General features: G+C 69.1%; 19 protein-coding genes. 10 read left to right on the top strand and 9 right to left on the bottom strand.

Annotation, left to right across the window (positions count from 1 at the left end; all coding sequences use genetic code 11):
• Nucleotides 1-95 precede the first annotated feature (95 nt).
• A complete protein-coding gene (locus ACILR9_RS33010) occupies nucleotides 96-797 on the bottom strand; it encodes an asparaginase domain-containing protein (protein ID WP_395714238.1) in 702 nt (233 codons plus the stop codon).
• Nucleotides 798-1,387: 590 nt separating this feature from the next.
• Complete coding sequence (locus ACILR9_RS33005) at nucleotides 1,388-2,497, bottom strand: NAD(P)/FAD-dependent oxidoreductase (RefSeq protein WP_395714237.1); 1,110 nt, start codon at nucleotides 2,495-2,497, stop codon at nucleotides 1,388-1,390.
• Nucleotides 2,498-2,604: 107 nt separating this feature from the next.
• Between ACILR9_RS33005 and ACILR9_RS33000 the strand changes: the two genes are divergently transcribed.
• From ACILR9_RS33000 to ACILR9_RS32980, 5 genes are all read left to right on the top strand, one after another.
• A complete protein-coding gene (locus ACILR9_RS33000) occupies nucleotides 2,605-2,808 on the top strand; it encodes a hypothetical protein (protein WP_395714236.1) in 204 nt (67 codons plus the stop codon).
• 87 nt (nucleotides 2,809-2,895) lie between these two features.
• Nucleotides 2,896-3,426, top strand: coding sequence for a hypothetical protein (locus ACILR9_RS32995; protein WP_395714235.1), 531 nt, complete (start codon nucleotides 2,896-2,898; stop codon nucleotides 3,424-3,426).
• A gap of 38 nt (nucleotides 3,427-3,464) precedes the next feature.
• Nucleotides 3,465-4,163, top strand: a complete 699-nt coding sequence (locus ACILR9_RS32990) for an SDR family NAD(P)-dependent oxidoreductase (protein WP_395714234.1) — start codon at nucleotides 3,465-3,467, stop codon at nucleotides 4,161-4,163.
• Between the two features lie 227 nt (nucleotides 4,164-4,390).
• Complete coding sequence (locus ACILR9_RS32985) at nucleotides 4,391-4,951, top strand: hypothetical protein (protein WP_395714233.1); 561 nt, start codon at nucleotides 4,391-4,393, stop codon at nucleotides 4,949-4,951.
• A gap of 124 nt (nucleotides 4,952-5,075) precedes the next feature.
• On the top strand, nucleotides 5,076-5,846 hold the full coding sequence (locus tag ACILR9_RS32980; protein ID WP_395714232.1) for a hypothetical protein: 771 nt from the start codon (nucleotides 5,076-5,078) through the stop codon (nucleotides 5,844-5,846).
• Here ACILR9_RS32980 and ACILR9_RS32975 read toward each other — a convergent pair.
• The 5 genes from ACILR9_RS32975 to ACILR9_RS32955 form a co-directional block, all read right to left on the bottom strand.
• Nucleotides 5,830-6,813 (bottom strand): endonuclease/exonuclease/phosphatase family protein, encoded by a 984-nt coding sequence (locus tag ACILR9_RS32975; RefSeq protein ID WP_395714231.1) that lies wholly within the window; start codon nucleotides 6,811-6,813, stop codon nucleotides 5,830-5,832. The genes ACILR9_RS32980 and ACILR9_RS32975 overlap by 17 nt on opposite strands.
• A gap of 11 nt (nucleotides 6,814-6,824) precedes the next feature.
• Entirely contained in the window at nucleotides 6,825-10,634 is a 3,810-nt protein-coding gene (locus tag ACILR9_RS32970; protein ID WP_395714230.1) for a hypothetical protein, read from the bottom strand.
• 6 nt (nucleotides 10,635-10,640) lie between these two features.
• Nucleotides 10,641-11,303 (bottom strand): hypothetical protein, encoded by a 663-nt coding sequence (locus ACILR9_RS32965; protein ID WP_395714229.1) that lies wholly within the window; start codon nucleotides 11,301-11,303, stop codon nucleotides 10,641-10,643.
• Nucleotides 11,304-11,457: 154 nt separating this feature from the next.
• The gene (locus ACILR9_RS32960; protein ID WP_395714228.1) at nucleotides 11,458-12,147 is read right to left on the bottom strand and encodes a hypothetical protein; all 690 of its coding nucleotides are present in this window, start codon (nucleotides 12,145-12,147) and stop codon (nucleotides 11,458-11,460) included.
• On the bottom strand, nucleotides 12,134-12,637 hold the full coding sequence (locus ACILR9_RS32955) for a hypothetical protein (protein WP_395714227.1): 504 nt from the start codon (nucleotides 12,635-12,637) through the stop codon (nucleotides 12,134-12,136). Before ACILR9_RS32955 ends, ACILR9_RS32960 begins: the two co-directional genes overlap by 14 nt.
• A 139-nt stretch (nucleotides 12,638-12,776) precedes the next feature.
• On the opposite strand from ACILR9_RS32955, the gene ACILR9_RS32950 reads away from it, so the two are divergent.
• The 3 genes from ACILR9_RS32950 (at nucleotide 12,777) to ACILR9_RS32940 (ending at nucleotide 15,100) form a co-directional block, all read left to right on the top strand.
• Complete coding sequence (locus ACILR9_RS32950) at nucleotides 12,777-13,526, top strand: hypothetical protein (RefSeq protein ID WP_395714226.1); 750 nt, start codon at nucleotides 12,777-12,779, stop codon at nucleotides 13,524-13,526.
• Between the two features lie 209 nt (nucleotides 13,527-13,735).
• Nucleotides 13,736-14,314, top strand: a complete 579-nt coding sequence (locus ACILR9_RS32945; protein WP_395714225.1) for an NYN domain-containing protein — start codon at nucleotides 13,736-13,738, stop codon at nucleotides 14,312-14,314.
• A gap of 195 nt (nucleotides 14,315-14,509) precedes the next feature.
• On the top strand, nucleotides 14,510-15,100 hold the full coding sequence (locus ACILR9_RS32940) for a hypothetical protein (RefSeq protein WP_395714224.1): 591 nt from the start codon (nucleotides 14,510-14,512) through the stop codon (nucleotides 15,098-15,100).
• A gap of 47 nt (nucleotides 15,101-15,147) precedes the next feature.
• On the opposite strand, the gene ACILR9_RS32935 is transcribed toward ACILR9_RS32940, so the two are convergent.
• On the bottom strand, nucleotides 15,148-15,852 hold the full coding sequence (locus tag ACILR9_RS32935) for a TVP38/TMEM64 family protein (protein ID WP_395714223.1): 705 nt from the start codon (nucleotides 15,850-15,852) through the stop codon (nucleotides 15,148-15,150).
• An 88-nt stretch (nucleotides 15,853-15,940) separates the two neighbouring features.
• On the opposite strand from ACILR9_RS32935, the gene ACILR9_RS32930 reads away from it, so the two are divergent.
• Both ACILR9_RS32930 and ACILR9_RS32925 read left to right on the top strand, forming a co-directional pair.
• Entirely contained in the window at nucleotides 15,941-16,708 is a 768-nt protein-coding gene (locus ACILR9_RS32930; protein WP_395714222.1) for an SDR family NAD(P)-dependent oxidoreductase, read from the top strand.
• A gap of 33 nt (nucleotides 16,709-16,741) precedes the next feature.
• Nucleotides 16,742-17,677: a hypothetical protein gene (locus ACILR9_RS32925; protein ID WP_395714221.1), complete on the top strand. Its 936-nt coding sequence runs from the start codon at nucleotides 16,742-16,744 to the stop codon at nucleotides 17,675-17,677.
• A gap of 28 nt (nucleotides 17,678-17,705) precedes the next feature.
• Here the strand turns inward: ACILR9_RS32925 and ACILR9_RS32920 are convergent, their stop codons facing one another.
• Nucleotides 17,706-18,191 carry an NADAR family protein gene (locus ACILR9_RS32920; protein ID WP_395714220.1) on the bottom strand — a complete coding sequence of 162 codons (486 nt, stop codon included), beginning with the start codon at nucleotides 18,189-18,191 and terminating at the stop codon, nucleotides 17,706-17,708.
• Nucleotides 18,192-18,318: the final 127 nt, after the last annotated feature.

Genomic DNA, 18,318 nt, shown 5'->3' with positions numbered 1-18,318 from the left:
CCACTTTCTGCGCTTGGGTCGACCGCGTCATAAGACATAAACATATTACCGTTTACGACGCATATCAAGCACTGGTCCGCAGCGCCAACCTTCAATCACACGCTCAAACTGGAAGTTACCTTTTGCGTTCGGGGCGTGATGAGCCCGCTTATGTCGAACTCGGTGTCGGGCATGTGCCGGCGCTCGGGCCGGCGGTAGTAGACGATGCGATCGGCGTCGGCGTGGCCCAGGATGCCGAAATCGGGCGTGCGGAAGGTCTGCATGCGCCAGTTCGACGTCTTGGTGACCTCGCGCGCCGCCTGGATCTCGTCATTCAGCAGCACCAGCACGCCGCGCCCGCGGCTGTCGGGGCTGGCCGCGGTGCGCACGCCGTTCACCAGGTTGATCGCGGCGTCGGTCGACAGGCCCGAGGCCGGCCGCTGCGCGCCGATGACGACCACCGGCACCGGCACCTTCAGCACCAGGTTCAGGACCCAGGCGGTCTCCTCCAAAGTCGCCGTGCCGTGGCCGATGACGATGCCGGACAGGTCCGGGTGCTCGGCCGCCACGCGATGGCACAGCGCCGCCAGCTCGCGCCATTCGGCGAAGTAGATCTCGGGGCTCGGCACGTTGCGGAAATCGACCGGGATGATCTCGGCAATCTCCTCGACGACGGGGAAACGCGCGACGATCTCGCTGGCATGCATGCGCTTGTCGTGGACCCCGTAATCCTGCAGCTCGAGCGGATGGATGCCGAGGGACGAAATGGTGCCGCCGGTTCCGATGAAGGCAACCTTGGGCCGGACTGTGCTGCTCACGCGACTCTCTCCCCTGCTTTTCGAACACAGACTGGAATTGCCTCGGCAACGCAAGATCGATGCCGTTGTATCTTGCCGCGCCGCCTCGGACGGCGCAGCTGCCAGAGTCTATTGTCGCTCCGACGAGATCCTCGGCAACGACAGCATGCGAAGCAGGTTCTGCGCATCCCGCGTAAGCGGCACGGGATCCTGCAGATCGTGCGGGTGCAGCTCGTCCTCCAGGACGGATCGCGCGGCTCGGGCTGGCCTTCGACGATGAGCAGACGCGCGAGGGCGTTCACGGCTTCGAGGCGCCACAGCTCGTCGGCGCCATGACCGCCGCCGCGCAGGATGTTCATGAAGATCTTCCTGGCTGCGAGCGTATCGCCGCTCGATGCCAGCAGATCGCCCTTGATCTTGAGAAGATGGGGTCTGCACCAAAGTGCTCGCCAGCCCGATGATCATCTCGTGCATGGCCAGATCTGACGTGCGCTCCTCCGCCATGACGGCCCGCGCGCCGGCGACGGTGAACCGCCGGCGAACCGGGCCAGCCGTTGCAGCAATCGCGGCTCGGAGTCGGCCAGCAACCGGTAGCGATGCGATCGCCTGGGTCAGCTGACGAGGCGCTTCGGGTCGAACGCCGGCAGGCGGGCCGGCGCAAACGGCGCCACGTCGACCTGCTGCGCCGCGCCGTCGAGGATCAGCTCGCTCATCGCCTCGCCGGTTGCCGGCGCATTGAGCATGCCCCACACGCTGTGGCCGGTCGCGACGTAGGCGCCTGGAAGGCCCGGCACGCCGCCGATCAGCGGCCGGCCATCCTCCGTGACCGGCCGGAAGCAGGCCTGCCGCGCCAGGATCGGCGCTGACGCGAGGGCCGGCGAAAGGCTCCGGCCTATCGCCTCGAGGCGGCCGTGTGCGCCATCGTCCGGCGCCACCGCGCCAGGATCGATCGGCAGCGGAGCGGTGCTCGAGATCGCGCAGATCCAGGCCGTGCCGTCGGCGCGTGCAAACAGCTCGGGCGTCAGGACCTCGCCATTCGAGTCCCGGTACTCGAGGAACAGCGCCTCGGCGGGGATGGCGGAACCGGTGTCGAAGATGAGGCTGTGGCCCTTGTAACCGTACACAGCGGGCAGCGGCAGCCAGCGCGTGGCCAGGATCGACCACGGTCCCATCGCGATGACGACGGCGTCGCCTTCGACGATTTCGCCGCTATCGAGGGTGACGCCGGCAACGGCGCCCGCGGGGCTGCGCACCAGCGAGGCCACCGTGCCGGCGCGCAGCGCGGCGCCCTGCGCCTCGGCGGCGCGCATCATGCCTGTGGTGTAGGCGTGCGGCTCGACCAGCGCCGTGGTCTGCGGCGAGCCGAGCCTGCCCGTGAGCGTCACGCCGGCCGACAGCCAGGGCCGCCCGCCCGTCCCGCGCGCGGCGTCGTCCGCGCGGGCGTAGCCGCCGTAGGTCGTGAGGCGGCGATAACCCCAAGGGTTGCCGAGCTCCTCGGCGAGCGCGGCGTGCAGCGCGAAGCTGCGGCGCGCCAGCCGATCGAGTGCCGTGCCGCGGCACCAGTCGAGAGCCAGGAAGCCGCCCGACTTGCCGGACGCAGACCCGGCGACCTCGTGACGCTCGATGACGATCGGTTGCGCGCCGCGCCGGCTCAGGAAGAAGGCGATCGCCGTGCCGATGGCGCCGCCGCCGCAGATGATGACTCGTCGCGCAGGGCTCATGCCCGTCACTGTGTCAGGCCCGGCGCCGCCATGCCAGCCAGCCCGGGGTCAGCGTCCGTGTTGCGCGGGCGCCGTCGCAAAGCCTAGCATCGGGCAGGAGAGACGCGATGTTCAGCTGGCTTGTTCGCCTGATCCTGGTCGTGGCGAGTGTGATTGCCCAATGGTTCGTCGCGACCGATTCACCGCACTTCGGCATCGTGCAGGGCGTCGTCGGCATCCTGCTGATCGCTCTGGTCGTGTTCGTGCTGGCATTTTGGCCGGCGCGGTGGTCGCACCGGCTCAATCGTGTCGGCCGCAAGCCGTCGGGCTGACGGCGGCAAGGATGCGTCATTCCCGGCATTGAGTGGAAGGCGGCCATCCCGCATGCTCCTGCTGGAAGAGTTCGGAAGGAGACTGGCATGCGGCGGCGTTCGTTTGCGCTTGGACTTTCAAGTCTGGCCCTGGTGTCGATGCCGGGGGCGCTGCAGGCTCAGGGGGTCGAATGGGAAGACATCGTCAGCAGCGAGGGCCAGTTCCGCCTGCAGATGCCCAAAGGATTCAAAGTCACCTCGGGCATGCAGACGGCCGGGATGACGACGCAATATCGAATTGCGTTTCCAAGCGGATTTGGCCTCGAGTTCGCCGTGATCGACCTCAAGAACGAGAGTCCGCTCGATCCGTCGCTCCAGGAAGACCATCTGCTGCGCGCCATCGATGCCGCGAAAGAGCGCTGGCCGGGATCGACCTATCTCCAGCGCGAGGACGTATGGCTGGGCACGGCGCGCGGCCTGGCAGCCATCCTGTCCGTGCAGAAGAACACCGGAGTCCTGATCATCCGGGCCTATGCCACGGTGCCGCGGCTCTATGTGCAGATCGTGCTGGCACGCAACGATGAACAGGACAACCCGGTGATCGATCGCTTCCTGAATTCGCTGCGCATCGAGGGCTGAGTGCCCGGCAACCCAACTCGAAGGCCCGAGGAAATGACATGCAGAGCTTGAAGGATTGCCACGTCGTGGTCACCGGCGGCACCGGCGCGCTGGGCGTCGCCGTGGTGAACGCGCTGGTCGAGGCGGGCGCCCATTGCCACGTGCCGGCGATCGAGCAGTCCGTGCCGGCCGACCGCTTTCCGGCCGGCAAGGTCTCGGTCAGCGCCAACATCGATCTCTCGGACGAGGCGTCCGTCTCGGCTTTCTATGACAAGCTGCCGCCGATCAAGGCCGCGGTGAATATCGCCGGCGGCTTCGCCTGGGCGCCGATCGCCGACAGTCCGGCCAAGGTCCTGCAGCAGCAGATCTCGATGAACCTGATCTCCTGTGCATCGAGCTGCCGCGCGGCAGTGGCGAATTTCCGCAAGGCCGGGCAGGGCGGGCATCTCGTCAACATCTCGGCCCGGCCCGCGCTCAATCCGCGCCAGGGCGCCAACATGACCGCCTACACCGCGTCCAAGGCGGCCGTCGCCGCCTTCACCGTGGCGCTCGCCGAGGAACTCAAGGGCGAGAACATCTCGGTCATCGCGCTCGCGCCCTCGACCATCGACACGCCGACCAACCGCAGGGACATGCCCAAGGCCGATCACAGCCTGTGGGTGAAGCCCGCGGCCATCGCCGAGCTGATCGTGGCGCAAATCGGGCTCGCCGACCCGATCAACTCCGGCGCGCTGATCCCGGTCTACGGCCGGGCATAGGCCTCGTCGCTGGGGGCGCGCCACTCCAGTGGCGCGTCATTCCCGGGCGCGACGAAGACCGCGCCGCTGGAGTCGCGCGCCCAGCATGAGACCCGACCCCTTCGTTCTGCCGTGAATTGGGCAGGCAAAGAATGTTTCGCCGCCCTGTCAAACCAGCCGGGGTGCTCCGTCAGGAGGGCATGCGGCGGCCGCGTGGTGCGGCGGCCGTGCCTGTTACGGAGACATCCATGGTCAAGCGGTATCGTAAGGCGGTTTCCGCCCTTTTCGCGTTCGGTCTGGCCGGGGCGCTGGTCGGTCCGTGGACCGGCCCGTGGGTCGGAACAGCGGCGGCGTCCGACCGGGTCTGCTATTTCGGCGAATGCCGCGGCGAGAGCCAGACCGGGTCCAAGCCGCGTATGGTTTCCCAGCGCGGCAGCTGGAGCGCCATGATCCTCGGCAAGGCGGCGATGATCGTCGACGAGTTCGCCAATGGCGCCCGGTTCGCCATCCTGGCCTATCCCGAAGGCAAGATTGCCTTGCTGCTCAGCCACCCCGAGTGGCGCCTGAAGGCCGGGCAACGGGCCGCGATGTCGGTCCGCATCGATGGCGAGACCTTCAAAGGCACGGCGGTGGCCAACGACAAGGGCGTGCTGGAAGTCGAGGACGCCAGCAAGGACCTGCTGAAGGCGCTGTATCGCGGCCGCAAGGGCCGGATCGAGGTCGGCGACTACAGCTTCGACATGACCAACCTTGCCGATGCCGCAGCGGTCATCGACGACGCGGCCGCCCATCTGAAGGCCTCGCGGTAAGCCGGAATGCTCGAAACGGGGCGCGCCGAAAGGCGCGCTCCGCTTTTTCCGGGGCGCGCCTGTCAATCCGGCGGCCGCGCCGCGTCATCCCTGTATCGAATACCCGTGTGATGGAGAGACCACCATGAAGATGTTGAATCGCCGGTCGCTGCTCGGTGCCGGCCTTGTCGCCGCCACCCTGCCGGTCGCCCTCGCCGCCGGCGCCTCGGCCCATCCGGCCGGATCGATCAGCGCCTGCCCGCTCTGCCAGCCAAATCGGCCAGTCCTCGGCGTGAATGGCGGAGCTGCCAACGGCAACTACGTCAAGATCGCGACCAGCTCGGGCGATGCCGAGACCGACCGCTTCCTGGGCAGCGCGCTCAGCCGCCTGTCGGGCACCTTCAAGGTCAGCCCCGGTTTCGCCTTCTTCGACGACAGCAAGGGCGAGAACGCGGTCGCCATCCGCGAGACGCTGCTCGGCAACGGTCCGGGTACGGTGCTGATGGGCATGAAGCTGTTCGGCAAGCTGATGGCGCGCACCAGCGACGGCGGCATCACCGTGATCGCCGTGTGCGCCCACGAGTTCGGCCACATCTACCAGATGTATGCCGGCTACGAGGAGCCCCTCAACCGGCTCGACTCGCGGACCAACCGGCCGCACGAGCTGCATGCCGACTTCCTGGCCGGCTACTACCTCGCGCTGCGCAAGGCGGAGCATCGCCAGCTCGACCTCCGGGAGGTCGGCGGCATCCTCCACGCGCTGGGGGACACCGCCTTCAACTCGCGCCAGCACCACGGCACGCCCGACGAGCGCGTCGGCGCCCTGGCCGCCGGCTTCAAGTTCGGCTCGCAGGGCGGCGCCGACATCGCCGCCGCCGCCAAGGCCGGCTTCGAGCTGATCAGGCGCAATTCGTAAGACTTTCCACATCCGCCCAGATCGGGCGGTGGTCGGAGGAGGAGAACGGGCCGCTGCCGCAGTCGTGCACGCGGCCGCTCCTCACCGTGATCCAGTCGAGCTTGGCGCGGAACACCGCCGGGACCCGGAAGGTCCAGGCGGCGACGGGGAAGGGATCGGCGAAGCCGGTCGGGGGCAGCAGTGCGCGCTTCCACCACGCCGCCTCGCTTGTGCCCTTGGGCCGGCCGAGCGCGGTGGCGTCGGTGTCCGGCGTCACCAGCCGCGCCACGGTCGAGTCGAAGGTATTGAAGTCACCCGCCACCACCACGGCAGCATCGCTGCTGCCGCGCCGCGCATCGATCGCCTCGACGGTCGACCGGAACTGCCGGAAGCGTCCGCGCGTGCCGCCGAGCTTGTCCTCGAAATGCACCGACGCGACGACGAACCGGGCGCCGGCGACGTCGAATTCGGCGGCGAGCGCGAAGCGGCGGCCGATGCGCCGCTCGCGCTTGACTCGGGCGCGCACGCGCGGCGGCAGCTTTCTGTCCTCGGCACCGTGCTCCCAGTCGAGCTCTGCCGGCGGCTCGATGCGAAAGCATGCCCGCGGCTCGAGCCGGCAGAGCAGCGCATTTCCCGTGGCGCCGCCGCCCGCCAGGCGTCGCGGGCGGCCGGGGGCCGGCACTTCCAGGAACTCGATGCCGTAAAGCCCCAGCATGCCGCTGCGCTCGACCAGAACCTGCAGCACGTCGCGCCCGCCGCTGCGCCGATTGCCCCAATCGACCTCCTGCAGGCAGGCGATGTCCGGCTGCAGGTCATGGATCGTGTCGGCGATCCGTTCCGGCGCGAGGCCGCGTCCGATGTTCCAGGACAGGATGCGCACAGGACGGCCAGGCGCGATGCCGGCGAGCGGCCGGCGCGGCCGCTTGGCATAGATACGGCCGAGTTGCAGGGCCCGCTGAAACGCCGTCAGTGCATGATCAGCCGTCATGGTCGGCTCGATCAGGCGGCCTGCGGCTGTGCGCGATGCTCTGCTGGTACGCGCACCAGGCCGGCTTTCGCACGCTCTCGAATCCACGTCGGGCAATGATCGTGCGTCTTCTCGCCGGCGCGGGCCAGCAGCTCCCGCCAAGCGGCCTCGGCCGCGTCGTCCGCCCCCAGATCCTGGAGCGCCTGGGCGCGATTGAGCAGGACCCAGAAGTTTCGCGGGTCCGCCGCCCGCGCCGGCTCGAGCCCGTCAGCGAGAGCCTCGCGGAACTTGCCCGTCGCGCGCAGCGCTGCGCCCTTGGCCCCCAGCGCATGGACATGCGCCGGCGCGATTGCGAGGGCTGCGTCCGCTGCCTGCAACGCGGCAGCATGGTCTTTCCACGTCCAATGAAGCAGCGCCAGCAGCGCCTGGGTATCGGCCTGCAGCGCCTCCGCCTGCCGGCTTCCCAGCATGTCGGTCGCGCGCCGGAACAGCCGCGTCACGCCGGCGCCGCGCGCCACGGTGGCCAGTACGTCCTCTTCCAGCTCGAGCCACAGGCAATAGGCGTCGAGCGCCTCGCGAGTCTCGCCGAGCTCGTCGAACAGCTCGCCGCGCGGCCAGTAGATCGAGGGATCGCCCGCGGCGTAGCGGCCGGCCAGCCGTGAATCGGCGCGCGCGCGCTCGCGCAACCGGTCGTCCCGCGTCGCCGTCCATTGCCGGGCGAGCGACAGGGCGCGCTGCTCGTAGCCGCGGGCATAATGCGGCTCGAGCGCGATGGCGGTGTTGAAGGCCAGCTCGGCCGCGGCATGGTTGCCGGCCTCCTGCAGCGTCCGGCCGAGCACCCAGTGCGGCCAGAAGTTGCGCGACTCGAGCGCGATCGCCATGCGCAGCAGGCGTTCGGCCGTGGTCAGCGGCGCTTTGGCGTCAAGCTGCGGGAAGTTGCCCTGCAACAGCGAGATGGCCGCGGCAAAGCTGCCGTCGTTGCGCCGCTTGGCGACGAAGTAGTTGAACAGGGCGATGTAAAAATAGTCGGCGGCGTTGATCGGCTCTGCGAACCTCGCCGGCGCGGTGAAGGCCAGCACCGTCGCCACGTCGATGCGCGCGCCCGGCAGGAGGGATGAAAACATCTCGACGATGCGTTCCACCAGCAGGCTGGTGCGCGAGCGTTCGCTGTCCGGACCGCCGATCGCCTCCTCGACGCGGCGCACTGCGCGCAGCGCTGCGCGACAGCGCTCGAAGGCCAGCACGAGCTCCTTGTTTTCCGCCGGCTGGGTGATCTGCAGCGAGTCGGCGATGCGCTGCAGATGCGAGGTGATGAGCGAGCGCGGCGCCAGCCTGAACAGCAGGCGCACTAGCCAGGCCGGCACCGGGCGCCGCCCCCCGCCTGTGCGCAAGGAGCGCAGGTTGCGGATCACCGGCACGAGCTGCAGGCCGCTGTTGAGCAGCAGCAGACGGTAGATCTCGCGCCTGAGCTCGTCGGCCTGTTCGGCGCTGAGATCCTGCACCGGCAGCCTGCCCCACCCCTGGCTGTCGCCGAGCACGTCGAGCGCGGCGAGCGCGCCCTCGCAGGCGAGCCGCGCCTGCTCGAAATCCTCCTGCCCGGCTTTCGGAAACACCGTCCGGGCGTGGCTGTCGTAGGCCGCCAGCGTGCGAAGGCGCGTCTGCTGCGCCGCGTTCTGGGCAAGGCGGTCGCGCAGGTCGGCATCCATCTGGTCGGCCAGGTAGTCGACGACGCGATCGAGCTCGATCGCGGCCTCGCCGTAGGCACTGTCGCCGATCAGGCTGGCGATCTTCTGCTCGTCACGCGCCAGCCGCGCCTTCACGCTCTCGACCAGGCTGCGGTGATGGGCCAGCGACTCCTTGATGTAGTCGCGGGCGCGCGCGGAAAGTGCGACGCGGCTGTCGGCCATCAACTGCTCGGCGTCGACCAGGTGAGTCGCGCTCAGGATGAGGAAGTCGTCGTCCTTCTCCTGCTCGCGCCACCGCAGCGCGTCGTGCTCGAGATCGTCCTTGAGCAGGAGCTTGGCGCTGTGCGTCTCGAACAGGCTGCGGGCGCGCCGCCAGTGGTTGAGAAGCGCTTCGTGTGCCACCCGCGCCGTGCGGCGTTGCGTCTGCGGGCTGGCGTCGAGCACGATCAGGCGCGCCTGGTCGAGCGCCTGGATCACCCGCTCGCGTGCCGGCGTGAGAAATCCCTCGTCGAGCAGCAGCTCGGCGCCGACGACGATTTCGGTCTCGCGGCCGCGCCGCGCCAGATTGAAGATCACGTCGTCGACCGCCCGCTCGGTCTCGGGATCGGCGCCCAGCGCGCCGATCGTGCGGTCGGCCCAGGTGCCGATGGCGTTCTCCAGCCCGCCGGCGCTTTCGTACTGCTGGTAGCTGATCGTGCCGGGCCGCCGCTCCTTGTCGTCGTACAAGAGCTTCAGGGTGAATTGCAGCAGCGGCAGGCAATCCTGCTGGCGCTTGGCCGCATCGGTCAGGACGTCGACTAGCGGCAGGTTGTCCTTGTCGTGGCCGACGAAGCTCAGGCCGGCGAGCTCAGCCGGCCGGCGGATGATCTCGGCGAGCGCGCCGGGCCGCGGCCGTTCGAGACGATAGAGCCGTTCGTTGCGCGCTAGGTCGGACAGCACCGGGCTGTCCTCGAGCAGGGCCATGAGATCGGAGCGCAAGGTCGCGACCACCCAGACCAGCCGTGAGCGCGCCAGCCGCGACAGCGTCTCGGCGAACGCCTCGCGCTCGCCGGCCGCCTGGCCGGTCTGCTGCTCGCGCGTCCACAGCAGCAGCTCCTCGAGCTGGTCGACCAGCAGCGCCACCCGCAGGCGCCCGCCCGCTTCGGCGCTCGCCAGGGCAGCGGCAATCGCCACCGTCGCCTCGGCGGGATTGGCCAGCAGGCGGGCTGCCAGCTCGGCCGGCTGCGCCGCGAGCTCGGGCACCGCCGACGCCAGCGCCTCGGCGAGCGCGGCGATCGGCGTGCGCATGCCCCGGCTCGGCACGACCACGGCGCTGCGCCAGCGGTCGTTGGCGCTCGCCATCTGCTCGAGGTCGCCGAGCAGGCCGGCGCGCGCCAGCGAGGATTTGCCGACGCCGCTGCTGCCGTGAATCAGCAGGAAGCTGCAGCCGTAGAGATCCTGTCGCCGCAGCACCTGCAGCGCTTCCTCGCGCGCCTTGCCACGGCCCCAGAAGATCTTGCGATGGCGGACGTCGAAGACTTCGAGGCCACGGAACGGCGAACCTTCCCAGGCGTCGTCGGGATCGGCGCCGCTGGGCTTGATGTTGAGGTCGAGGGTGCGCAGCAGGTCCTCGACCTGCCTTACGGCCAGGACCTCGGCGCCGAGCCGGCGCAACTGCTCCTGCTCGGCGCGGGCATCGGCTGCGTTGGCCTCCGGCATGGCGACGACAACGCGCTTGCCGCTGGCGACGACGGCGTTCAGCCGTTCGTCGCGGAGCAGCAGGCGGAGCTTGTCCTCGACATAGCCCACCTCGCCCGCCGCCATCTCGAAATCGACGGTGCCGGTGGCGAACAGCCAGGTGTCGGCGTCGTCGGACTCGCGGCCAGCGAGCCGCTCGGCGCGGTGCAGCGCGTGCGCTGCCAGCACCGCGAGCTGCCAGCTGTCGCCGGTGTCGATCTCCTGCGAGAGATCGATGCGGAACGGGCCGGTGTCGCCCGACGGAAGGATGCGGGTGACGCGCTTGCGCACGAACTCGTCGTAGCTGGCCGAGATCGCCGGCAGCGGCGCGAGGCCGCGCCAGGTGAAGACCCGCGACTTGCGCAAGCCGAGCGGCGCGATCCGTTCGATGGCGATCGCCCCTGACGTGGTGGCGATCGACACGCGAACCTGCGTGGTCACGGGCGGCTACCTCTGGAAGTCGCCGGACGTCGTGAGGTCGCGCAGCAGGTCGACGAGGTCGGCGTCCCCGGCCAGGGCGAGATCCTTGATCAGCACGATCTCGCCGTCGTCGGGTGGCGGCAGGTCGAGCCGCTCGATGCGCGAGTCGCGCGCCCGCTCGACGAACAGGACCCGGCTGACGATGGACGGATCGTCGAAGCTGAAGACGACATAGACCTGCTCGTCGATGCCGACCGGATTGATGCGCAAGGTGCCGCCGGCGAACGGCCGCTCGAAATCCGGCCCCTGCTCGGTCGCCGCCGCGATCAGCGCCGGCATCTCGGCGAAGCGCGGGCCGCTCGCCTGGCCGGCGGCGGCCGGCAGCGTCACCGCGTTGCGCCGCTTGAGGTCGCGGAACAGCGCGCGCAGGGCGGGATCGATGAAGAGCTGGCGCTGCTGGTCGTGCGTCAGCCGCTTGCCCTGCTCGACGAAGGCGATCACGTCCTGCTCGCTCAAGAGCGCGGGCGTCGCCGCGTCCTCGGCGTCGATTTCCTGGCGCACCCGGGCAAGCCGCCGCTGCAGCTCCGCCACGCGCGCGTCGAGCTCGGCGGCAGGCAGACCTGCCGGGTCGCTCATCTCGTCCAGCACCTCCAGGAGGAGGTCGCCGAAGCGCCGTTGTTCGCCTGCCATATCAGACTCCCTGACCAAGAACCCTATCATGCTTCGCTGCCGGGGGCGCGCCATCCAAGGCGGAGTAATCTCTGCCGACAGTGGCGCGCCATCTGGATGTTCGACAAAGAGCGCGCGACTGGAGTCGCGCGGCCCCAGCGATGAATGCTTCCCCTCAAAGCCTCGCCAATCGCGGCTCGACCAGCTTCGGCGTAGGCCGCGGCAGCCAGCGCGCCAGCGCCAGTGGCGCCGGCGCGCGGTCGAGCACCGTGCCCAGCTCCTGCATCAGTTCGATGGCGGGGCCGGACAGGGCGATGTCGGCAAGCGCGTCGACCCGTCCGTCGGGACGCGAGACGAAGCGCGCCCTGATGCAGACGACCAGGCGCAGGTCGATCCTTTCCTTCCAGCACGAGCGCTGCTCCTGAACCTCCAGCCAGCGCCCGTACGGCGCCGGCAGGTTGGAGACCATCGGCGAATCGACCGCCTCGAAGCAGGCCATGTGCGACGGTGCCGTCGAGGCCAGCGGCCGCAGGCCGCAGCCGGCGAGTCCGGCGCCGAGATGGTGCAGCAGATCGTCGGCCGGCATGTCGCCGAACGAGCCGCTCCAGGCGGGGATCTGCCATTGCGCCCGCGGCGCCGTGGCGGCGGCGGTGAAGGCGCGGATGAAATCCACCGCCTGCCGCCAGGCGACGACGTCGGCATAGAGGCCAAGCGCCGGCACGGCGGGGTGGACGACCTTTCGCCGGTTCGACCGGACGTCGTTGTCGACGGATGGTCCGTTGCGTTGCGCTCGAGCGTAGTGCGGCAAGGCGCCGCCCGCGATCAGCCCGGCGAAAGAAAGGCGAACGATGTCACGCAGGCGCATGGTCGCCTCCCCGCGCCAGGCTGGCGCGGACGCGCTCGCCGGCGCGGCCGAACAGGGCCAGTGCCGCCGGCACCTCGGCACGGCGGGCGAGGCCATGGCAGCAGGCAGGATCGACGGCATGCGAGAGGTATGCAGTCCCGCCGAGCAGCAGCGTTGCCGCCAGGTGTTCACCAAGTCTCATGGTTCGGTGCTCCGTTGTGTTCCTGGGAGCTTGACGTTCGGGGGCGGACAAATTGACAGGGCGGTCGGCGCGCGACTGGCGCGCCCGGCGCAGGCCGTAGAGCAGCGCGGCGAGGACCGGCAGCGGCGCGGCGCAGGCGAAGCCCAGCACCGCGAGCGACAGGCTCGCGTCGGCCGATGCCGGCGCGAGCTCGATGTCGGTCGCCCGGGCCGAGTCGAGCTGCGACATGAGGACGAGGAAGGCGAGAAGCAGGAGCCCGGGCAGGCGCTTGTCGGCCCAATGGCCGAGCCCATTCCATGAACGATGCATCGTGATGCCCCTTGGCATGAGGTGAGGAGACGGGGCGCTGGGCCCCTGTCGTCCTGACGATGCAGGGCGGGAAAATTGACAGGCGACCGGCCGTCATGCTCCGATTCGGCGCAACGCGAGCGGTCGAGGAGGATTAGGGATGAGTCGGTCCGACCGGACCCTGGACGCGGCGCTCGCGAAGCTGGCCGAAAAGGGCGCGTTCGAGCGGGTGGTGTCCCTGTACAGCCGGCGTTACCGGCTCCCGCCGGCCGAAGTCGCCGATGCCGTGCAGACCGCCTTCGAGAAGACGCTCAGGACCTATGCCGGCAAGACGGTCAACACGCCGGAAGCCTTGCTGCACCAAGTGATCCGCAACGAGCTGATCACCGTCCTGCGCCGCAGCAACGTCCTGAAGATGGTCGAGCTCGACGCGGATTTTGTGGCGATGGAGAGTGGCAGCGTCAGCCGCCGCACGACCGACGACAGAAACGACGGCGACAGTCTCCAGCGGGACGAGCCCGACCATACCGACGATGCCGAGAGCGGCGGCGGGTCGGCTGGCGGCCGGCGCTATGCCGGCGGCAGCCGTCCGATGGACAACCACATCGAGAACGCGATGGTCGACAACCTCGATGCGCGCGAGCTGGTGCGTGCGCTGCTGAAGGAATTCGACGACAAGTACCGGCACGTCGTCGTGCTGCTGCTGGCCGAATGGGAGCCCAATGAGCTGCGCGAGAGGTTCGGCCAGAACGCCTACCGCATGCGGGCGTGGGCGCGCGTGAAGGTGTGCCGCGTCCTCGCCAGGTTCGCCGCCGCCGGCAACGACCAGGCCGAGCGGCTGCATGCCCGCGGCGGCTGCCTTCGCATCCTGCAATCGATCCAGGGCGCGGGTTCCGCCGCGCCGGCCTAGCTCGAATCATCCTCTTCCGGACCGCGCGCGTCTCGCCCCCTCTTTCGTCTGCGCGAGCGCGACGCGTGCGGTCCGGAAGAGGATGAAGACCGGCACGTCCACGAAGGGCGGTCTTTAGGTTGGTCGACGTACGGCTGCCGCGGCGAGCCCTGTCAAAATCGGGTCGTTGGTTCGTCCCCAGGGCAGGTCTCTAACGAAAGGAGCCTGTCATGGACGCATCGAGTTGCGTCGCTGCCTCTTCTGCTTCGACGATGCGCAAGCTCGCAGCCCAGCGGATCGCCGTGCTGATCGACGACGATAACGTCTCGATCACCGCGACCAACAATTTCGGCCGCCGGGTCGACTATGCAAAGCTGCTCGACGTCATCAACGACCGCGAGCTGGTGCGCGCCATCCTCTATCGGCCGGAATCCTCCGCCGCGCAATACCAGTTTCCGCCCAAGCTGCAGCACTTCCTCGAACGGCGGCTCGGTGTCGAGGTCAAGACGCCGCCCAAGAATGTCGATTGCTGGCTGACGGTCGATGCCATCGCGCTGGCGGGAAAAGTCGACGTCATCGCCCTGGTCGGCGGCGACGGCGACTACGAGCCGCTGCTGCATTACCTCAAGGCGCGCGGCTGCAAGGTCGAGGTGTGGAGCTGGCCGGTCTGCACGGCCCGCCGCCTGCGCGAGGCGGCCGACCGCTTCATCCCGCTGAACACCGACGTGCTGCTGACGGTCCCGACGTCTCCTGCGGCCACGCCAGCGGTGCCGATGCCGGCCGCCGAGCCGGCGGATGCGGGTGCCTGATCTGATCCCTGTTGTCCTCGGTCCGATGCTTGCGGTGCAAGCAGGAGTACGTCCACCGGCAGGAACAGGGAAAAACCCCAATCCTGCCCTTCCGGCAAAAATCTTCCGTCCCGCCTGTCAATCTCCGGGACCCCGACCGTCCGAGGGGTATGCGGCGCCGCACGGTGCGGCTGCCGCCCTCTGACGGAGAAATCCATGGTCAAGCTGTCTCGCGTCGCGATTTCCGCCCTGGTCGCCTTCGGTCTGGCCGGAGCGCTGGCCGGAATGACCGCCCCAGCCTCGGCCGCGCCGGGCCAGGTCTGCTACTTCGGTGAATGCCGCACGTCGACGCGTCCGAGCGCCCAGGCGACCCCGGCCCCGGCTCCGACTCCGGCCTCGACCCAGTCCAAGCTGATCGCCAAGCGCGGCAGCTGGAGCGCGGTGCTGGTCGGCGAGGGGGCGATGATCATCGACGAATTCGCCAATGGCTCGAAGTTCGCCATCGTGACCTACCCGGAAGGCAAGTTCGGCCTGATGCTGATGCACCCCGACTGGCGGCTGAAGGCCGGTCAACGGGCCGAGATGTCGGTGAAGATCGATGGCGAGACCTACAAGGGCACCGCGGTCGCCAACGACAAGGGTATCCTGGAGGTCGACGGCTGCAGCAAGGACATGCTGAAGGCGCTCTACCGCGGCCGCCAGGGCCGGATCGAGGTGGGCGACTACAGCTTCACCATGACCAACCTGGCCGACGCGAAATCGGTGATCGACGCAGTGCTGGAGCACCTGAAGATGGCCTCGCGATAGGCAATCGCGCGAAGGAGCGCCCGGAGTTCCGGGCGCGCCCTCGCCATTCAACGCCGTCGCCGCCAGCGCTCGACAGCGATCGGCAGCAGCGCCAGCACGGCAAGGCCGAGCAGCGGCAACAGGAAGCGCGGCTCGTACAGCAGGTTCGAATCGGGAATCTGGCCGCGCCGCGCCAGATCCATCAGCAGGTCGCCGAGGCTCGCGTAGATGAGCGCGCTCGGCACGATCCCGATCAAGGTGCCGAGCATCAATGTCCCGAGCCGCAGGCGCGCCAAGGCGGCGGCGACGTTGACGACCGTGAAGGGGATCAGCGGCACGAGGCGCAGGAACACGAGGTAGCTCAGCGCATTGCTGCGAAAGCCTTGGGCGATCCGCGCGGCGCGCGGCCCGGCGCGCTCGGCAAGTCCGTCCAGCCCGGCACGTGCGACGAGAAAGACGCCGGAGGCGCCGAGCGTCGTGCCGACCAGTGCGCAGGCAAGACCAAGCCAGCGGCCGAACAGCAGGCCGCCCATGATCGCGCAGAACCACGCCGGAAAGACCAGCAGCATGAGGAGTGCCGCGTTGACCGCGATGAACATGAGCGGCGCTGCCAGGCCCCAATCATCCGCGGTCTGGCGCAGCCACCGCGCATTCTCGGCCAGCGTGCCGAGCGAGACGTAGCGCATGCCGCCGAACGCCAGGAAGGCCACTGCCGCCATGACCGCGAGCAGCAGCGGCAAGCGGGCCGCGGCGCGCGTCAGCGCGTGGCGCATCGGAGAAAGGCGTGGTCGGGCATTCTCCGCGGAAGACTACAGAGTTGGCGGCACCTGGCCTATCGTCCGGTCCGTACAGGAGGAGACAATGGCCGGACTTCTTGAAGGACACATCGCCGCGGTGACCGGCGGCGGATCGGGCATCGGGCAAGGCATCTGCCAAGCCTACGCGAGGGAAGGGGCGCGCGTCGTCGTGCTCGACGTCAACCTCGGTGGCGCGGACGAGACAGTGGGACTGATCAAGGAGGCCGGCGGCAAGGCATCGGCCGTGCGCCTCGACGTGACCGACCGCCAGGCATGCCGCGATGTCGCCGCGACCATCGCCAGGGACGGCAACATCTCCATCCTGGTCAACAATGCCGGCATCAACCGGCGCAATCCGATCACCGGCGATGCCGCCGCAGTGGCCAAGGACTGGCAGGACATCCTGTCGATCAATCTCGACGGCGTGTTCAACGTCACCCACGCTTTCCTCGACCAGCTGCGTGCGACCAGGGGGCGGATCGTCAATATCGGCTCGATCCAGTCCTTCGTGCATGTGAGCTGGCCGAACTCGGCTGCCTACACGACCTCCAAGCATGGCGTGCTGGGCTTTACGCGGGCGCTGGCCGCCGAACTGGGCAAGGACGGCGTGCGCGTCAACGCCATCGGGCCGGGATTGATCGAGACCAGGATCAATGCCGAGGCGCGGGCCAAGAATCCCGACATGGTCGCCAACGTCATGCGCCATACGCCGCTCAATCGCGCCGGCAAGCCCGAGGACATCGCCGGGCCCGCCGTCTTCCTCGCCTCCGACATGTCCTCTTATGTCACCGGCTGCATCATCATGGCCGACGGCGGCTTCCGCACGGTGTGAGCCCTCGGATTCTCTGTCGTCCTCGGAGGAGACATGGCGGTCGACTGGGCTGACTACGAGGCGTTCGCCTGGTCGAACGCCAAGCAAGACCCCATGGACGGGCAGGAGCGGGCCAAGCTTGCGGCCCGGGCCGCCGACCTTCTCGAGCTCGATGCGGCGGATCGCGAGGCCGTCTGGGGTCATGCCTCGCCGCCGGGGCGCTACGCCGCTACCGTGATCCGCGTGGCACCGCAGGTCAGCCATCGCTTCAGGCCGGCAGCCGATCGCGCGCGTATCGACGAGGTCGGTCTCAAGCTGTTCAAGCTGACGCCGGATGCGGCCCGGGCGGCACGCCGGGCTTGCCGGTTCCATAACCGCGAGCTCGGCCGGCTGCCGGGGCTGCCCAACCCGCGCGTGCAGCGCTCGATCTCGGCCGGCCTGCAGCCGGACGGCTGCGGCCCTTCGCGCGGGTACGTCGTGCAGGAGTGGGTGCGCGGCGCCAGCCTGGAGGATTGTCTGCGGGTCACGTGGACGCACAGTCCCGTCGATGGCGCGCTGGTGCGCGGGCTGCTCGCGCAGCTGTTCGGCGACATCGTCGTTCCGCTGTGGCAGGCGGGAACAGTGTGGTGGGACTTCCGGGACGCCAATTTCTGCTACGATGCGCAGGACGGCCTCTTGCGCGTGATCGACGTCGATTCGCTTGGCGCCTATGCCGACGAGATCCTGCGCACGCCGCAACGCTGGCAGGCGCGCGACAAGGGACGCGCAACGGCGCTGGCGCGCCTGCGGCGGATGTCGGTCCGCCTGCTGGGCGCACGGCAGGTCGTCGCGGCGAGCAAGATCGAGCGCGGGCTGCAGGCGGCGTGGCGAGAGTTCGAGCCGGCGTTGCGGCGGCTTGGACATGCCGAAGGCGCAGGCGACGCGGCGCGCGTCGCGCTCGGTCGCTTCATCGACACTCTCGAACGCATGGGTCTTCTGGGTAACCCATGATCGATATGGGCCGTGGCAGCGTGCCGCCTCACCGGGTGAGCATCTCCGACCTGAGCGCCATCCACAACCGGCCGAGCGTGTTCTCGCCTTTCCAGGCGCCGTCGATCCGGGCGGCACCCCAGAACAGGCCGGAGCCGCGCGGACGCTTGCTGCAGTCTTCCACGATCAACGCGTCGCCGGTCTCGAGCAGCTGCCGCCGCAGCGGCGGATGGAAGCGGAGCTTGAGCGCCAGCACCAGGCGCATGTTGTCGATGTCCTGTGGACCGAGCGGGGCGACGACTCGCGCCGCGGCATGCCGCTTGGCCCGCATCTTGGCCGCCATGGGCGACTTCTCGGCACGAATCTGCTCGCGGATCGCCGGATCCTCGAAGCGCAGTGCCTGGAACAGGGCCTCGGTGGTGCGATATGTCAGGTCTTCGTGAGCCACCGGATAGGACGCCATGTTGCCGAGCCAGCCGTACGGCAGGTCGACCTTGGTGAAGGAGATGGTCTTCGCAGGTTGCACGCTCGTCATCGCCAGCTCTCCTTTGCCGTTGCGATCTGCCGTAGCGCAGGATCATGCCGGGACGAGGGCGGGACGGTGACCCTCGTCGCGCCAGGCCCGGCGCGGGCGCGACGCGCGGCCGGGGCATAAGGCGACG

Source organism: Reyranella sp., assembly GCF_044224635.1.
Taxonomy (GTDB): Bacteria; Pseudomonadota; Alphaproteobacteria; order Reyranellales; family Reyranellaceae; genus Reyranella.
The sequence above is the reverse complement of the archived record's forward strand: the minus strand, read 5'-3'. Positions and strand labels throughout refer to the sequence as shown.

Coding starts and splice junctions, on each gene's coding strand:
- ACILR9_RS33000 (WP_395714236.1), top strand. CDS start 2,605: ATGTTCAGCTGGCTTGTTCGCCTGATCCTGGTCGTGGCGAGTGTGATT.
- ACILR9_RS32945 (WP_395714225.1), top strand. CDS start 13,736: ATGGACGCATCGAGTTGCGTCGCTGCCTCTTCTGCTTCGACGATGCGC.
- ACILR9_RS33005 (WP_395714237.1), bottom strand. CDS start 2,497: ATGAGCCCTGCGCGACGAGTCATCATCTGCGGCGGCGGCGCCATCGGC.
- ACILR9_RS32920 (WP_395714220.1), bottom strand. CDS start 18,191: ATGACGAGCGTGCAACCTGCGAAGACCATCTCCTTCACCAAGGTCGAC.
- ACILR9_RS32980 (WP_395714232.1), top strand. CDS start 5,076: ATGAAGATGTTGAATCGCCGGTCGCTGCTCGGTGCCGGCCTTGTCGCC.
- ACILR9_RS32985 (WP_395714233.1), top strand. CDS start 4,391: ATGGTCAAGCGGTATCGTAAGGCGGTTTCCGCCCTTTTCGCGTTCGGT.
- ACILR9_RS32995 (WP_395714235.1), top strand. CDS start 2,896: ATGCGGCGGCGTTCGTTTGCGCTTGGACTTTCAAGTCTGGCCCTGGTG.
- ACILR9_RS32950 (WP_395714226.1), top strand. CDS start 12,777: ATGAGTCGGTCCGACCGGACCCTGGACGCGGCGCTCGCGAAGCTGGCC.
- ACILR9_RS32940 (WP_395714224.1), top strand. CDS start 14,510: ATGGTCAAGCTGTCTCGCGTCGCGATTTCCGCCCTGGTCGCCTTCGGT.
- ACILR9_RS32935 (WP_395714223.1), bottom strand. CDS start 15,852: ATGCGCCACGCGCTGACGCGCGCCGCGGCCCGCTTGCCGCTGCTGCTC.
- ACILR9_RS32925 (WP_395714221.1), top strand. CDS start 16,742: ATGGCGGTCGACTGGGCTGACTACGAGGCGTTCGCCTGGTCGAACGCC.
- ACILR9_RS32960 (WP_395714228.1), bottom strand. CDS start 12,147: ATGCGCCTGCGTGACATCGTTCGCCTTTCTTTCGCCGGGCTGATCGCG.
- ACILR9_RS32955 (WP_395714227.1), bottom strand. CDS start 12,637: ATGCATCGTTCATGGAATGGGCTCGGCCATTGGGCCGACAAGCGCCTG.
- ACILR9_RS32930 (WP_395714222.1), top strand. CDS start 15,941: ATGGCCGGACTTCTTGAAGGACACATCGCCGCGGTGACCGGCGGCGGA.
- ACILR9_RS32965 (WP_395714229.1), bottom strand. CDS start 11,303: ATGGCAGGCGAACAACGGCGCTTCGGCGACCTCCTCCTGGAGGTGCTG.
- ACILR9_RS32975 (WP_395714231.1), bottom strand. CDS start 6,813: ATGACGGCTGATCATGCACTGACGGCGTTTCAGCGGGCCCTGCAACTC.
- ACILR9_RS32990 (WP_395714234.1), top strand. CDS start 3,465: ATGCAGAGCTTGAAGGATTGCCACGTCGTGGTCACCGGCGGCACCGGC.